The following is a 13148-nucleotide window of genomic DNA, read 5'->3' on the forward strand; positions in this document are numbered from 1 at the left end:
GTTCTTTTTTGATTAAAGTAAGGGCATATTAAAAAGAATAGGCTTCTATATTAGCATGTCCTGTCTATAAAGACAAGATTCTGATTGCATTTTTTTGTGAACAAAATAAAATTATGAATATTAATTCCATAATTCAGCAATATGTTCTATAATGCGTATAAATATACATACGCCAGGCAATGACTTTATTGCAGCCAAGCAATCACTTTATAGCAACCAGATAAGCAATCAAGTACAGAAGCAGGCAAATAAGCATACAGGCATCCAAGCACAAAAAGACATGCACAAAAAGAAAGGAAAGCGTCCATGAAAGCATTTCTGATTCTGGAAGACGGGACGGTCTTCACCGGGAAAAGCATAGGCTCGACCCGGGAAGTGATCAGCGAGATCGTCTTCAACACCTCCATGACCGGTTATCTGGAGGTCCTGACCGATCCGTCCTATGCCGGTCAGGCGGTCACCATGACCTATCCCCTGATTGGAAATTATGGAGTGACGGACGATTATGAGTCGGAGAGATCCTGGGTCGACGGTTACATCGTCCGGGAGCTTTCGCGGATTCCTTCCAATTTTCGCTGCCGGGGCAGTCTGGAAGACTTCCTCGTAAAGCAGGATATCCCTGGCATCGCCGGCATCGACACCCGGGCCCTGACCAAGATCCTTCGGGAAAAGGGCACCATGAACGGCATGATCACAACCAATGCAGACTATAAGCTCGAGGAAGTCCTTCCTAAGCTTCGAGCCTATGAAGTCGGCGACGTTGTCAGTCGTGTCACCTGCACGGAGAAATATAAACCAAGCGAACCTGTCCTTCAGTCGCCTTACCTTCATCTCGGTGGTTATCAGAGCGAGATCCTGGGCTATGAAGGAAGAGAGGGCGAACCCTATCGGCCGGGCAAAGGCTTATCGGTTGCCCTGATGGATTTCGGCGCCAAGAGAAATATTGCAAGAGAGCTGATCTCCCGCGGCTGTCAGGTGACCGTTTATCCGGCCCATACGTCGGCAGAAGAGATTATAGCTTCCAAACCGGACGGCATCATGTTATCGAACGGCCCCGGAGATCCCAAGACCTGCACCGATATCATTGCCAACGTGAAGAAACTCTATGACAGCGGTCTCCCGATTTTTGCCATCTGCCTGGGCCATCAGCTCATGGCACTTGCAACCGGCGGCGACACCTATAAGATGAAGTACGGCCACCGGGGAGGCAACCATCCGGTCAGAGATGAAGAGACCGGCAGGGTCTATATTTCTTCCCAGAACCACGGCTATGCCGTCGATCCGAAGACGATTGATCCGGAAATTGCACTGCCTGCTTTCAGCAATGTCAATGACGGCACCAATGAAGGATTACGGTATCAAAAGAAACCGGTCTATACCGTTCAGTTCCATCCGGAAGCCTGCCCGGGACCTCAGGACAGCGGCTTCCTTTTCGACCGCTTTATTAAGATGATGAGAGGAGAAAAGAATGCCTAGAGATAACAGTATCAAGAAAGTCCTTGTCATCGGATCCGGCCCCATCGTCATCGGTCAGGCGGCGGAATTCGACTACGCAGGCACCCAGGCCTGCCGTTCCCTCCACGAAGAGGGCGTTGAGGTCTGCCTGGTCAATTCCAACCCGGCGACCATCATGACGGATAAGCAGATCGCAGACGAGGTTTATATCGAGCCTCTGACCGTGGAAACTCTGGAAGAGATCATTCGGAAAGAAAAGCCCGATTCCGTGCTTCCGACCCTGGGCGGCCAGGCCGGGCTGAACCTCGGCATGGAACTTTCGGACAACGGCTTCTTAAAAGAGCAGGGCGTCCGCCTGATCGGAACCAGCCGCGACACGATCTTCCGGGCGGAAGACCGTCAGGCCTTTAAGGACACCATGGAGAAGCTGGGTGAGCCTGTCGCTCCCTCCAAGGTCGTTCATAATATCGAAGACGGCGTTCGCTTCACCAATACCATCGGCTATCCGGTCGTTCTCCGTCCGGCCTATACCCTGGGCGGTTCGGGCGGAGGCATCGCTCACAACGAGACCGAGCTTCGCACCATCTTAGAGAATGGTCTTCGTTTGTCCCGTGTCCATGAAGTTCTGGTAGAGCGCTCTATCGCCGGCTGGAAGGAAATCGAGTATGAAGTCATGCGGGATTCCAGGGGCAACTGTATCACCGTCTGCAACATGGAAAATATAGACCCTGTCGGCGTTCACACCGGTGATTCGATCGTTGTGGCTCCCTCCCAGACCCTGGGCGACAAGGAGTACCAGATGCTTCGGTCCTCGGCCCTTCGGATCATTACAGAACTTGGTATCACCGGTGGCTGCAATGTGCAATATGCCTTGAATCCGGATTCTTTCGAATACTGCGTCATCGAAGTCAATCCAAGAGTTTCTCGTTCCTCTGCTCTGGCATCCAAGGCGACCGGTTATCCCATCGCCAAGGTTTCCGCCAAGATCGCCCTGGGCTACACGCTGGATGAGATCCCCAATGCCATCACGGGTAAGACCTATGCCAGCTTTGAACCCATGCTGGACTACTGTGTGGTGAAGATCCCCCGTCTGCCTTTTGATAAATTCATCACGGCGAAGAGGACATTGACCACTCAGATGAAGGCAACCGGCGAAGTCATGAGTATCTCCAATAATTTCGAAGGTGCCCTGATGAAGGCCATCCGGTCTCTGGAGCAGCATGTGGACAGCCTTCGAAGCTATGATTTCACCAAGCTTTCCATGGATCAGCTGGAGGACCAGCTTCGTGTCGTCGATGACCGGAGGATCTGGGTCATCGCAGAAGCTCTGCGCCGCCATGTTCCCAAGGAACATATTCATGCCCTGACCAAGATCGACCTCTGGTTTATTGATAAGATCGATATCCTGGTCGGCATGGAGTATCGCCTGGGATCCGAGCCTATGACAGAGGAGCTCCTTTCAGAGGCCAAACGGATGGAATTCCCGGACAAGGTCATCGGAGAACTTTCCGGCAGAAGCGAAGAGGAGATCCATGACCTGAGAAAGAAGTGGGGCATTCTGGCCGGCTTCAAGATGGTCGATACCTGTGCAGCTGAGTTTGAGGCCACAACGCCTTATTATTATTCCGTCTTCGGCTCGGAAAACGAAGCCATTGAGACCAATGACAAAAAGAAGATCCTGGTTTTAGGATCCGGTCCCATCCGGATCGGCCAGGGCATCGAGTTCGATTTCTGCAGCGTACACGCCACCTGGGCCTTCGCCCGGAGAGGTTATGAGACCATTATTATCAATAATAATCCGGAGACGGTTTCGACCGACTTTGATATTGCGGATAAGCTTTACTTCGAACCCCTGACGGCAGAAGATGTGCAGAATGTTGTCGATTTCGAGAAGCCGGATGCGGCGGTTGTCCAGTTTGGCGGACAGACTGCCATCAAGCTGACCCAGGATCTCTTGAAGATGGGTGTGCCCATCCTCGGGACCAAGGCAGAGGATGTCGATGCGGCGGAAGACCGGGAACTCTTCGATGAGATCCTGCAGAAGACCGGCATTCCCAGAGCTTCCGGCGGAACCGTCTATACGGCAGAGGAAGCAAAAGAAGTCGCTAACCGGGTCGGCTATCCGGTCCTGGTTCGTCCTTCTTATGTCCTGGGCGGTCAGGGCATGCAGATCGCATTCAATGACGCTGAGATCGAAGAATTCATCGGCATCATTAACCGGATCGCTCAGGATCATCCGATCCTGGTCGACAAATATCTGCAGGGAAAGGAAGTTGAGGTCGATGCGGTTTGCGACGGCAAGAATATCCTGATCCCCGGTATTATGGAGCATATCGAACGGACCGGTATTCATTCCGGCGATTCGATCTCTGTCTATCCGGCACCGACCATCGGTGATGATATTAAAAAGAAGATCGCCAGGGATACCGAGCTTCTGGCTCAGGCACTTCATGTCAAGGGCATGATCAATATCCAGTTCATTGTGATGGATGGAGAAGTTTATGTCATTGAGGTCAACCCGCGGTCTTCCCGTACCGTACCTTACATCAGTAAGGTGACCGGCATTCCGATCGTCGATTTGGCCGTTCAGGTCATGCTGGGAAAGACTATTCAGGATCTTGGCTACGAGCCGGGGCTCCAGCCGGAAGCGGACTATTTTGCAATCAAGATGCCGGTCTTCTCTTTCGAGAAACTGCGGGATGCAGAGATCGCCATGGGACCGGAAATGAAGTCCACAGGCGAGTGCCTGGGGATCTCCGGGAATTTCGAAGAAGCGCTATATAAGGCCTTCCTCGGAGCCGGGGTACGTTTGCCGAAATATAAGAAGATGATCATGACCATCAAGGATCAGGACAAAGCCGAAGCAGTCGGTGTCGCAAAGCGCTTTAAGAAGCTTGGCTATACCATCTATGCGACCCGGTCCACGGCCCGTTATCTGAATGAGCACGGGGTCGATGCCCTCTGGGTCAACAAGCTGGATCAGGAATCGCCGACCGTGATGGATCTGCTCTTAGGTCATAAGATCGACCTTGTCATTGATATCCCGACCCAGGGACACGGCGACAAGACCCGTGACGGTTTCAAGATTCGCCGAACCGCAATCGAGACCGGTGTCTACTGCATTACCGCTATCGATACAGCAAATGCTCTGGCCCGCGCCCTGGAAACTGCCATTGATCAGAGAACCTTAAGCACGATCGATATTGCTAAGGTACAGACGAGAGGAAAGTAGTTTATTCATTGGCTTATTCATTGGCTTCTTTGATAAAGACGTGATCCTGGTTGATCGCCTCGGGGGACAGGAAATAGGTATCCCGCATCTTTCCCGAGGTGATCGTTCCGCCACTGTAGCGATTCCCGCAGTCCCAGGTGACATCCAGGGGATAGTAGATGCCATCGATTTGAACCAGATTCCAGGCATGGTTGACCCGGTGGAGCGTATTGTCCTGGGAACTGTTGACACCAATGCCATTCACCTGCAGGCACGTAATGCCCATGGCATTTAGAATATCAGCCGTCCAGCGGGCGTAATTCTCACAGATCCCCCGCCGGCTCTCCCAGGAAGCTTTGTCATCGTCGATGAAATTTTCCTGGGTGGGTGAGGCTGCCAGGTCCTCATCATAGGAGAAATTCTGACAGATATAGTCATGAATTGCTCGCACCCTGTCCGTGGCAGACCTGTTCGTGGCACCGGCCTGAGACAGGATCTCATTGCCAACTTCCCGGAAATAATCCTTATGCTCGGATCGCATGGCATCCGGATCAGACGGAATTCCCTGATTGACAGCGGAGAAGTCCATGAACTGATAGCCCTGGCCTGTGAAGATGACAGGCGGCACTGTGATAAGATCCCTGTCACCGGGCAGATAGATCACATATTGGTTTAAAATGACGCCGGGCGAAGTAAGTTTTATCTGATTACTTCCCTGGCCAACGGTGATCGAACCATTATTATTTGCTTCCGAAACGGAATGGATTTCACATCTTTTTGCAGAGGCAGAGGAGTGGCTGGCGGATGTAACGGACAGGATATCTCCGGAGATGGTGAGCTCGGCCTCACCGGCAGAAGACTCCACGACGGTCTGACTTTTTCCTGAGAGATAGGAGAGGAGATCATAATCCGTCTGCATAACTTGATTCCGCCGGGCATTTTTCTCCAGCATGACCTGGCCCAGAGAGGAAAGGGATTGGACCGTTTCCTTCGTCTGCTGATCGACCAGGAGCTTTTCGGACAGGCTGCTGCCGGTTTTCTGAAGCAGGGCCTGGACATTCTGAGGCAGGATCAGATAGATCTGCCGGGAAAAATTGGAAACAGAGCCATAATGACCATGGATCAGAAGGATCAGGGCCAGAATGACGATAAGTAATTTGAAACTGTGATGTCTTTTATGTCTTTTCATGGAATTAACTCTCTTTGAGATTGACTTTCCTGCCGCAAATGGTTTGAAATTGGAAGCCTGTTAAAATTGGAAGCCTCTTGAAATTGAAAGCCTGCCATGGACAGGCTAGGGATGACAGGCTAGCCAAAATAAAGCCTGCCATGGACAGACAGGCTAGCCAAAATATAGCATAAAAGAAGCGAAGACTCCAGCAGATTCTGGCAAGGGCAGAATCAGAGATGGCAGGATTTGCCAAAAAACTTTAAAAAAGTAGTTGACACGCCTCGGCGGTTTTAGTATTATAAATTTCAGCTGTTGATTCGAAATATTTTCAGCTTATGGAATCTTAGCTCAGCTGGGAGAGCATCTGCCTTACAAGCAGAGGGTCATAGGTTCGAGCCCTATAGGTTCCACTAAGGATGAGATTCCTCATGGAATCCATTCATTATATTACATTGCCGAGAGGCATGTAATGTTTGGCGAAGTAGCTCAGCTGGCTAGAGCACGCGGTTCATACCCGCGGTGTCGAGAGTTCAAGTCTCCCCTTCGCTACTTGCAGAATAATCTGCATTGGATTTTGAAAATATCATAATCCAAATGAAAATGGGATCTTAGCTCAGCTGGGAGAGCATCTGCCTTACAAGCAGAGGGTCATAGGTTCGAGCCCTATAGGTCCCATTCTTTATGTCTATAAGACATAAAGTACATATGGCGAAGTAGCTCAGCTGGCTAGAGCACGCGGTTCATACCCGCGGTGTCGAGAGTTCAAGTCTCCCCTTCGCTAGCGTAGACATCACTCAGAAAGAGTGATGTCTTTTTTTTGCCTTCAAATAATGCTATGATATGAAAAATACTATGATATGAAAAATGCTATGATATGAAAAACACTATGATATGAATAACTGATTCATTCTATAAAGAGGAACCCTATGAAGAACAAAAAACTGGGAGAGATGCTGATCGACGCAGGTATTCTGCAGCCGGAAGAACTGGACCGCGCACTGCAGGACCAGAAGACCTCCGGCAAAAGACTCGGTCAGGTTTTGATCGACAACCACTATATCACAGAAGAAGACCTGGTCACCACATTAAAGAACCAGCTCGGTATCGGTTTTGAGGATCTGAACACCACCAAATTCGACCCTTCCGTTGCCAAACTTGTGCCCAAGGCCGTCGCTGTCAAGAACCGGGTCGTACCGGTCCGCATGGATCATGACAAGCTCGTTCTTGCCATGGAAGACCCCATGAACTTCAACGCGACCGAGGAAGTGCGTAAAATCACCCGCCGCCGGATCATCCCGGTCATCGCCTACTCCACAGCCATCACCCGTGCCCTGACCGCCCTCTACGAGAATGAGGGCGCCAACCTCGCTATCCAGGAGATGCAGGAAGAAAGGAATGTTACACTGGGGGAGATCGCTCAGCAGGCGGAGGCGAATGACACCGACCTGAATGCTCCGACCGTCAAGCTTGTAAATTCCATCCTCGAACGAGGCGTCGGCGACCGGGCATCCGACATCCATATCGAGCCCCGCGCCAGCCAGATGGTTGTCCGCATCCGTGTCGATGGCCAGATGAGAGAGATTCTGACCATTCCAAAGGACCTGCAGAATGCCGTCATTTCCCGGCTCAAGGTCATGTCCGATATGAATATCACCGAGCACCGGATCCCCCAGGACGGCCGTGCCGTCTACCGTTCCTCCAATGGGGAAAAGGTAGACCTCCGTCTCAGTTCCCTGCCTACGATTTTCGGAGAAAAAATCGTCATACGAATTCTCTGGCGGGACGAATCCAGACTCAACCGGGAAGGCATCGGCATTACCGAAAGAGATAATGCCAAGTTTGACCGGATTTTAAAGAACTCCTCCGGCATGATCCTGATTGTCGGCCCCACCGGATCCGGAAAGACTTCCACCCTCTATACCATGATCCGAGAATTGAACAAGCCTGAGGTCAATATGATCTCCCTGGAAGACCCGGTCGAGTTCCAGATGGATGGCGTCACTCAGGTCGCCATCAATGAAAAAGTCGGCTTGACCTTCGCATCCGCCCTTCGTGCCTGCCTGCGACAGGACCCCGATATCATCTGTGTCGGAGAGATTCGAGACGGCGAGACCGCTGAGATTGCCCTTCGGGCCGCTATGACCGGACATCTGGTCCTGTCCACCATCCATACCGAGGATGCGGTATCCGCAATCGACCGTCTGAAAGACCTGGGCATGGAGCCTTATCTGATTGCCGGCTCCATTCGAGGCATTATTTCCCAGCGCCTGGTTCGGACGATTTGTCCCAACTGCCGCGAAGAGATCCAGCCGGATCCATATCTCGTGGATCTGGCAGGGATCAAACATCCGGAGACCATGCATTTCTATAAAGGGGCAGGCTGCCCTCAGTGCAACAAGGGTTACCGCGGCCGAATCGGTGTTTTCGAGATCTTGACCATGGATTCCGACATCCGAGACGCCATCGCATCCGGAGCCAATGGAACCGAACTTCGGAAAAAGATTACAGCTGCCGGTGACTTTACTTCCATGATGACCAATGCCATCGGACTGGTCAATGAAGGCCGAACCACACTGGATGAAGTCATCCGAACCGTAGCAACCATTGATTAATGTAATAATGTAATAAAGACAGGTGGATCAGACGATATGAAATCAATCGAAGAACTCATCCGCACAGGAAAAGCCGCCGGCGCAAGCGACGTCCACATCGCGGCTAATGTCCCGGTCAAGTACCGGATCGATGGCCAGCTGACCAATCTGGATCCCGATATCATAAGCCCCGACGACTGCGAAAACTATGCAAAAGAACTGTCCGGAAGAAATTATGACAAGATCAGGGACATCGGCGAGTGGGACGGATCCGATACCATAGCAGGAGAGCGGATCCGTATCAACGCCTTCCGCGCAGCCGGCCATGTCTCCCTGGCCCTTCGAATCCTGGCTGACCATATCCCGGAGCTCGACAGCCTGGGACTTCCGCCCGTAGTCAGTAAATTCTCAGCTTGGGAAAAGGGCATTGTCTTAGTCACCGGCGAGACCGGATCCGGTAAGTCCACAACCCTTGCTGCGATTTTAAACCAGATCAACCACAGCAGGAGAGAGCATATCATTACTCTCGAAGACCCGATCGAGTATGTCTACCAGCCCGACCTCTGTCTCATCAATCAGCGGGAGATCGGCACAGACACCGAGAGTTACGCCAACGGTCTCCGCGCCATCCTCCGGGAAGATCCGGACGTCATCCTGATTGGTGAGATGCGGGATACCGAGACCATGGAAACAGCCATGACCGCAGCTGAAACCGGCCATCTTGTTTTCGCAACACTCCATACCAATTCCGCCGTCGACTCGGTCGACCGAATCGTCGGCTCCTTCCCGGCAGACAAGCAGCCCCAGATCCGGATGCAGCTTTCGACCACCTTAAAAGCAGTCCTTTCCCAGCAGCTCCTTGTCAAAAAGGGCGGCAAAGGCCGTGTCTGCGCCTGCGAAGCCATGATCGTAAACCAGGCCATCAAGAACCAGATCCGCGAAGGCAACACTCCGCAGATGCAGTCCTCCCTCCTGTCATCCGCCGACATCGGAAGCCTGACCATGGATAACTGTCTGATCAACCAGGTAAGACAAAATCTGATCGATCCGGAGACCGCCATTGCCGCAGCCTTTGATCCGGATTTTGTTGAGAGAAATGTAGGCCATCCCGTTACTTCGCATGTCATGCCTCAAACATCCGTGAAGAGGAGATTTATATGAATACTTACCGCTACACCGGTCTGTCCGAAGGCGGAGCCAAGATTTCAGGCGTCATAGATGCCGTTGACGAATTCGCCGCCGTAAGTCAGATCAAACCAACCTGTCCGGTCATTACAAGTATCCGGGAAGTGAAGGAAGCCAGCGGACCCTTCGCCTTCCTCTTTACTGATATCGGCGGAAAGAAAATGAACCAGAAAGCACTGTCTGTCATGTGCTCTCAGTTCTCCATTATCTTATCCTCCGGTGTCCCCATTGACGATGCCATGCGGCTGGTTTCCACTCAGACCGAGGACAAAGTCTTGAAGAAGATTCTTATGCGGTCTGCGGAAGACATCAGCCATGGAAGCTCCGTCGCCGATGCCTTTGTGAAAAACGGTGCCAATCTGCCCCAGCTCTTTATCGAGACCGTCCGGGCAGGAGAAGTCTCCGGTACCCTGGTCCATTCCTTTCAGACCATGGCAGAATACTATGAGAAAGCCTATAAGATGCGGCAGAAGATCCGGACCACCATGACCTATCCGATCTTCGTACTGATCATCGCTGTTGTTGTTCTGATCATCGTGATTGGATTCGTTATGCCGACCTTCACCCGGATCTTCGAAGGCTTGAATGCAAACCTTCCTGCGCCGACCGTTGTTTTGATCAATATCTCCCACTTCTTTGCCAAATGGTGGTGGGTCATGGCAGCTGTGATCGCAGGACTTCTGCTTGGCCTACATTTCTGGAAGAAATCAGAGAGCGGGAAAGAGAAGTGGGCACAGTTCGTTCTCCATGCGCCGGGCATCGGAAAAATCAATAACCTCCAGGCCTGTACGGAATTCTCGTCGACCATGTCAGCCCTTTTGAGCTCCGGCATGAGCGTGGCGGATTCGCTGGAAATCACTTCAAAATGCATGACCAATGAGTACCATAAGAGGAATGTATTCAGCATGGTCGAATTGATCCGGACCGGACATACCCTGGGTGAAGTCATGAAAAGCAAGGGCTATTTCCCGGACGTTTTGAATGAAATGACAACCGTCGGCGAAGAGACCGGTGAGCTGTCGAAAACGCTGAAAGTTATCGGCGACTACTACAGTAACGAGTACGACTATGCAACCCGGCAGGCTCTTGCAAAACTGGAACCCGCTCTTCTCATCTTTCTGGCGATCTTTGCCGGATTTATTGTTATCTCTCTGTATCTGCCGATGTTTACTATGTATAATAATATGTAATGAGGATCCGGAAATGAAAAAAAACTTAAAAGTGTAATTCATAGTAGCATTTTTTGTGAATCCGTATTATTATGTTATTAGGATTTATTATCAAAAAGGCTTCAGATTATCTGAACCGAAGGAGGAAAAAATATGTTGAAACTGATTCAAAAGAGAAACAATAAGAAAGGCTTTACCCTTGCTGAGTTGTTGATCGTCGTAGCAATCATTGCTGTGCTGGTAGCGATCTCGATTCCGATCTTTACATCGCAGCTTAGGAAGGCCAAAGTGTCAACTGATCTAGCCAATATTAGGGCTGCTAAAGCTGCTGCGGCATCGGAGTACTTAACATCGGATCAAACCGGAACAATTAGCTATAACTACGATGCAGCCAAAGGCGTAGTTTATCAGAGTACGGATTCCGCACATGGAGCAGCTACCATAGAAGCTTATGGTAAGACAACTGATCCAAAAACTGCCGATGGATTTGCATCAAATGATGATAAAACTCATGTAGGCAAGATTGTTCAAATTACTATTACAGGTGAAGATAAAAACAATGCAGAAACGACGTATAGCTGGACAGAGGGCAAACAATAAGTGATGCTCTTTTCGTAACGGCATTATTAATTTGCATATTGAAAGACAGAACTGTATTATTGCAAAAGCCTCCATCATGACGATGGAGGCTTTGTTTCCATTATTCATGTGTAAACCTAATTGCCATCAGTTAAAATGTAGCTGAATATTCAGTAACCGTACCATCTTTGTCCAGTATTACTGTCCACGTCTTGGCAGTTTTATCACCAAGAGCAGTGCTATTAACTTTGGTCTCTATTTTCCAAGTAGAAATATCGGTTGAAGTTTTTGTTTCAAGTCCAGGTGTGCCAGCTGTACTGTCTTTTGTAGCGGTTTCCTCATTATAGGAAATATCTTCATCAGGCGCTGCTGTGTCCGCATAATCAAGCATGTACTGCGTAGTAGCAACCGCATACGCAGCTCTAGCGTTTGCCTGTTTAGTTGCTAGCCTTGCTTTCTTTAGCCCGTCTTGTAAAGATCGGAATCGAGATGGCCATCAGAACACCCCTGAGGCATATATTCGTGTAACCTGCTCTGTACTATTACGCGCGCCGTTCCATCGCTTGTAATGACCCTGGACTATTGCGCAGAATGAGGCCATTTTCCGCAGATTTCGGAACCTGCGTGCGTAATATAAGAATGCGGTTCATCATCCCATAGGGAGACGACTAGGATGGACCACCTGACCTGCAATTTACAACATGCACATTTACGCGTAATAAGGTCGTTTTCCGCAATTTTAAGAACCTGTGGGCGAGAGGGAGTGATGCTCTATGAAAAAGAATAAGAAGGGTTTTACATTAGCGGAGCTACTGATCGTTGTTGCCATAATCGGAGTACTCGTGGCGATATCCATCCCAATCTTCAATAATCAGCTTCGGAAGGCTCGACTTGCAACCAATCAGGCAAACGCAAGAGCAGCTTATGCGGCATGGGTGGCCATGTTTTTTGATCAAGGGATGCCTGTGAGAGCAGATAGTACATATTATAGATATGATGCAACGACTGGCAAAATCCAATACTATGGTCCGACCCGAGCCAGAAATTTTGGCGCTACAGTCTGTACTACAGAAATATCGCATCCAAATACAGATATTTCGTCTTGGAATACAACAACAAAAGTCGGTGTTTATTATGATTTAGGATCAAGAGTTTGCAAGTATTGGCAGATACAAGTTAAGAATGGGAAAGTAATCGCATATTATGCGTATACAACACCTGAATGAAACTTTTAAAAGCAAATTATAAAGGAGTATCGGTATGAAGCACAGAGCCAGAAAACAGAATAAAGGCTTCACCATTGCTGAGCTCCTCATCGTGGTCGCCATCATTGCTGTCCTTGTCGCAATATCCATCCCGATCTTTACCTCCCAGCTTAGAAAAGCGAGAGTTGCAGTAAACCAGGCAAATGCGAGAGCGGGAGAGGCCGCGGCGTATGCTGCATATCTCGAGGATCCTTCTTTCTATATCATTGCGTATGATATACGCTCTGGCAAGGTTGCAAAATCGAAAAGTACTAATAATGTACAGATAACGACAGAGTTACATATTAATGGCACTTATAGTCCTGAATATAATATAGTTCCCACTGATATTTCGTTATGGAATGTCAATACTGCTTTGGAGCAAAATGACGATTATAAGTTTGGAGATTATTATTTCTACCGCTACATTTATACATTCGATAATAATGGATCCATTACAAAGATCCAGGCGAACGATAACTACAAATCGAACCCATCGGATCCATACTGTTAGAATAAATCCGGTGATACAGTACTGATCTA

At 49.7% G+C, this 13148-nt stretch carries 10 protein-coding genes and 4 tRNA genes; 12 read left to right on the forward strand and 2 right to left on the reverse strand.

Annotated features, from left to right (window positions below; genetic code table 11):
- Positions 1 to 306: 306 nt before the first annotated feature.
- Both ACKX2L_RS00080 and carB read left to right on the forward strand, forming a co-directional pair.
- Entirely contained in the window at positions 307 to 1476 is a 1170-nt protein-coding gene (locus ACKX2L_RS00080) for a carbamoyl phosphate synthase small subunit (RefSeq protein WP_497551916.1), read from the forward strand.
- Complete coding sequence (gene carB / locus ACKX2L_RS00085) at positions 1469 to 4687, forward strand: carbamoyl-phosphate synthase large subunit (RefSeq protein ID WP_497551915.1); 3219 nt, start codon at positions 1469 to 1471, stop codon at positions 4685 to 4687. Before ACKX2L_RS00080 ends, carB begins: the two co-directional genes overlap by 8 nt.
- Before the next feature lie 13 nt (positions 4688 to 4700).
- On the opposite strand, the gene ACKX2L_RS00090 is transcribed toward carB, so the two are convergent.
- Positions 4701 to 5855, reverse strand: coding sequence for a transglutaminase domain-containing protein (locus tag ACKX2L_RS00090; protein WP_497551914.1), 1155 nt, complete (start codon positions 5853 to 5855; stop codon positions 4701 to 4703).
- 319 nt (positions 5856 to 6174) lie between these two features.
- Between ACKX2L_RS00090 and ACKX2L_RS00095 the strand changes: the two genes are divergently transcribed.
- From ACKX2L_RS00095 to ACKX2L_RS00130, 8 genes are all read left to right on the forward strand, one after another.
- Positions 6175 to 6247 (forward strand) — tRNA-Val (locus tag ACKX2L_RS00095).
- Between the two features lie 65 nt (positions 6248 to 6312).
- Positions 6313 to 6386: transfer RNA gene (locus ACKX2L_RS00100), tRNA-Met, on the forward strand.
- A gap of 53 nt (positions 6387 to 6439) precedes the next feature.
- A tRNA-Val gene (locus ACKX2L_RS00105) sits at positions 6440 to 6512 on the forward strand.
- A gap of 32 nt (positions 6513 to 6544) precedes the next feature.
- Positions 6545 to 6618 (forward strand) — tRNA-Met (locus tag ACKX2L_RS00110).
- A 145-nt stretch (positions 6619 to 6763) separates the two neighbouring features.
- Complete coding sequence (locus tag ACKX2L_RS00115; RefSeq protein ID WP_497551913.1) at positions 6764 to 8449, forward strand: GspE/PulE family protein; 1686 nt, start codon at positions 6764 to 6766, stop codon at positions 8447 to 8449.
- Between the two features lie 36 nt (positions 8450 to 8485).
- The gene (locus ACKX2L_RS00120; RefSeq protein ID WP_497551912.1) at positions 8486 to 9589 is read left to right on the forward strand and encodes a type IV pilus twitching motility protein PilT; all 1104 of its coding nucleotides are present in this window, start codon (positions 8486 to 8488) and stop codon (positions 9587 to 9589) included.
- Positions 9586 to 10803, forward strand: coding sequence for a type II secretion system F family protein (locus ACKX2L_RS00125; RefSeq protein ID WP_497551911.1), 1218 nt, complete (start codon positions 9586 to 9588; stop codon positions 10801 to 10803). Before ACKX2L_RS00120 ends, ACKX2L_RS00125 begins: the two co-directional genes overlap by 4 nt.
- Positions 10804 to 10935: 132 nt before the next feature.
- Entirely contained in the window at positions 10936 to 11382 is a 447-nt protein-coding gene (locus tag ACKX2L_RS00130) for a type II secretion system protein (RefSeq protein ID WP_497551910.1), read from the forward strand.
- A gap of 130 nt (positions 11383 to 11512) precedes the next feature.
- On the opposite strand, the gene ACKX2L_RS00135 is transcribed toward ACKX2L_RS00130, so the two are convergent.
- Complete coding sequence (locus tag ACKX2L_RS00135) at positions 11513 to 11752, reverse strand: hypothetical protein (RefSeq protein WP_497551909.1); 240 nt, start codon at positions 11750 to 11752, stop codon at positions 11513 to 11515.
- Between the two features lie 382 nt (positions 11753 to 12134).
- Here ACKX2L_RS00135 and ACKX2L_RS00140 point away from each other — a divergent pair, with 382 nt between their 5' ends.
- Positions 12135 to 12587: a pilin gene (locus ACKX2L_RS00140; RefSeq protein ID WP_497551908.1), complete on the forward strand. Its 453-nt coding sequence runs from the start codon at positions 12135 to 12137 to the stop codon at positions 12585 to 12587.
- Positions 12588 to 12621: 34 nt separating this feature from the next.
- Positions 12622 to 13119 carry a type IV pilin protein gene (locus tag ACKX2L_RS00145; RefSeq protein ID WP_497551907.1) on the forward strand — a complete coding sequence of 166 codons (498 nt, stop codon included), beginning with the start codon at positions 12622 to 12624 and terminating at the stop codon, positions 13117 to 13119.
- Positions 13120 to 13148 lie beyond the last annotated feature (29 nt).

Origin of the sequence: Porcibacter vitabionis, from assembly GCF_046263795.1 — a bacterium.
In the GTDB taxonomy this organism is placed as follows: Bacteria; Bacillota; Clostridia; order Lachnospirales; family Lachnospiraceae; genus Lachnocurva.

Bases quoted from the DNA above. Each gene is read 5' to 3' on its own strand.
- carB (WP_497551915.1), top strand. From the start codon at position 1,469: ATGCCTAGAGATAACAGTATCAAGAAAGTCCTTGTCATCGGATCCGGC.
- ACKX2L_RS00130 (WP_497551910.1), top strand. From the start codon at position 10,936: ATGTTGAAACTGATTCAAAAGAGAAACAATAAGAAAGGCTTTACCCTT.
- ACKX2L_RS00080 (WP_497551916.1), top strand. From the start codon at position 307: ATGAAAGCATTTCTGATTCTGGAAGACGGGACGGTCTTCACCGGGAAA.
- ACKX2L_RS00135 (WP_497551909.1), bottom strand. From the start codon at position 11,752: ATGCTTGATTATGCGGACACAGCAGCGCCTGATGAAGATATTTCCTAT.
- ACKX2L_RS00090 (WP_497551914.1), bottom strand. From the start codon at position 5,855: ATGAAAAGACATAAAAGACATCACAGTTTCAAATTACTTATCGTCATT.
- ACKX2L_RS00125 (WP_497551911.1), top strand. From the start codon at position 9,586: ATGAATACTTACCGCTACACCGGTCTGTCCGAAGGCGGAGCCAAGATT.
- ACKX2L_RS00145 (WP_497551907.1), top strand. From the start codon at position 12,622: ATGAAGCACAGAGCCAGAAAACAGAATAAAGGCTTCACCATTGCTGAG.
- ACKX2L_RS00140 (WP_497551908.1), top strand. From the start codon at position 12,135: ATGAAAAAGAATAAGAAGGGTTTTACATTAGCGGAGCTACTGATCGTT.
- ACKX2L_RS00115 (WP_497551913.1), top strand. From the start codon at position 6,764: ATGAAGAACAAAAAACTGGGAGAGATGCTGATCGACGCAGGTATTCTG.
- ACKX2L_RS00120 (WP_497551912.1), top strand. From the start codon at position 8,486: ATGAAATCAATCGAAGAACTCATCCGCACAGGAAAAGCCGCCGGCGCA.